Source organism: Polaromonas sp. P3_C2, from assembly GCF_056402675.1.
Genome location: NZ_JBFUGX010000863.1, coordinates 1 through 1,498 on the forward strand (window position 1 = coordinate 1; position 1,498 = coordinate 1,498).

The 1,498-nt window shown below is 52.4% G+C and carries 1 protein-coding gene; it reads right to left on the minus strand.

Annotation, left to right across the window (positions count from 1 at the left end; all coding sequences use genetic code 11):
- Positions 1 to 107: 107 nt before the first annotated feature.
- The gene (locus tag AC1DWI_RS22830; RefSeq protein ID WP_477669315.1) at positions 108 to 308 is read right to left on the minus strand and encodes a hypothetical protein; all 201 of its coding nucleotides are present in this window, start codon (positions 306 to 308) and stop codon (positions 108 to 110) included.
- Positions 309 to 1,498: the final 1,190 nt, after the last annotated feature.

The window sequence follows — 1,498 nt, forward strand, 5'->3', positions numbered from 1 at the left end:
GCGTAAAGATGACCGGACGACTAACACTTGCGGCAGAGCTGCCTGCTGCTGTTGTGGGTTCGTGTCGATTGGCAAGTCAGGCCGTAAGCAGGCCGCAGCGAATTTACTCATTCGTGTCCTCTTGGAACACCGATCAAGACTGAGATGGTACCCAGCACAAACCAGGCCGCGAACGTGAAAAGTACCAGCGACATGAGAATATTGTGGCCACACATGACGCCAAGTGCAGGATGCTTTCCTTCGCAGCCGACGAAGAGAATGGCAAAGGCGATCAAGGGGCCACCCAAGAAAATGAGAATGAGTTTCACGAACTTGCTCAGCACCATGGAACGAAGCCTACCGTTGGCGGTCACCGGCAACCAACACTAGTCGCGAAACAGCAACCTGCAGCTGTGTCCGCATCGGCCGATCGGTTAGGCTTCATACCTTGACTTCCACTACTTGGTTAGAGCCTTTAATGGCTTGGCCTTCGACTTGATATACACACCATCAGCGTATGCGCCTGCACCAGAGTAGCAGTGTCCGATTTGGTAAACCTGCGCCCGATTTCCATTGAACGTTGCGATTATGGCGCAGGGAATATCCGGACTGGAGAAGAATCCTGCGCAAGAGTCTCGTGTAATTGTCAGCTCACCTTCCAGGTTACCAACCGTAGGTGCTCCAGCAATCATTTTCCCCAACGATTGCAGCTCAAAGTGGGCTCGATCCAACCCATCGGATGATTCGGTTGGAGTGTCGATGGACATATAGGCCCCATCTTTCCTTTCGTATCTCGCACCTTGCATGCAGGGAGATGCATAGGCTGACGATGAAGTAAGAACTGCGAAGGCAAAGACCGCGACAGACAGATTCAGGTGGATTGCAGAAGTCATATTAGCCCGACGTTTGGCATGAGGGGTCGGCCCAAGTGGGCTGCGGTTGCCTCTTCGATGGAAGGATCAGGCGGCATGCAATTGGCCACTTTCAGAGAATGGTCCCTCGAACCTGAAACAACCCGCGACAACCCGGGAGGGTAGGAGCCTGACGTTTGACATAAGCGCTCTGCAAGGTGCCCGTTTGAAGGAGAGGTCAGGCGACATCGGCGATGGCCAAGCGGTCCGATGTGAATATCTCAGCTTGCATGAGAACGTAGAGAGAAGAKGATGTAAAGGCCTAMRGCGATCTCGCCCAAGCCGATGAGGATYGCYGGAAGCCCTTCAACGAYACGCTKCTCATYGCTATCTYCATTCCATGTGAATTTRGCTTCYCGSCGCARRACRCTCTTCACRCCCGCWRCGATMGATGCGAGGCCAAACARYACGRYRATGATTTTTAAAAGYAGTGCCATGAGAYGCCTAACGCAATTCAGACCGCAAAAGCTGCGGTCTAACTTGACTGCTATGGTTTAACTTGGACATCGAATCCTCCCAAACCCTCTTGTTTTTGGCATTGCAGCAAATACGCTGGATTTTTATGCCTGTACAAATAATCCCATGAAGCCCTGCTCCCACTGCAGTTG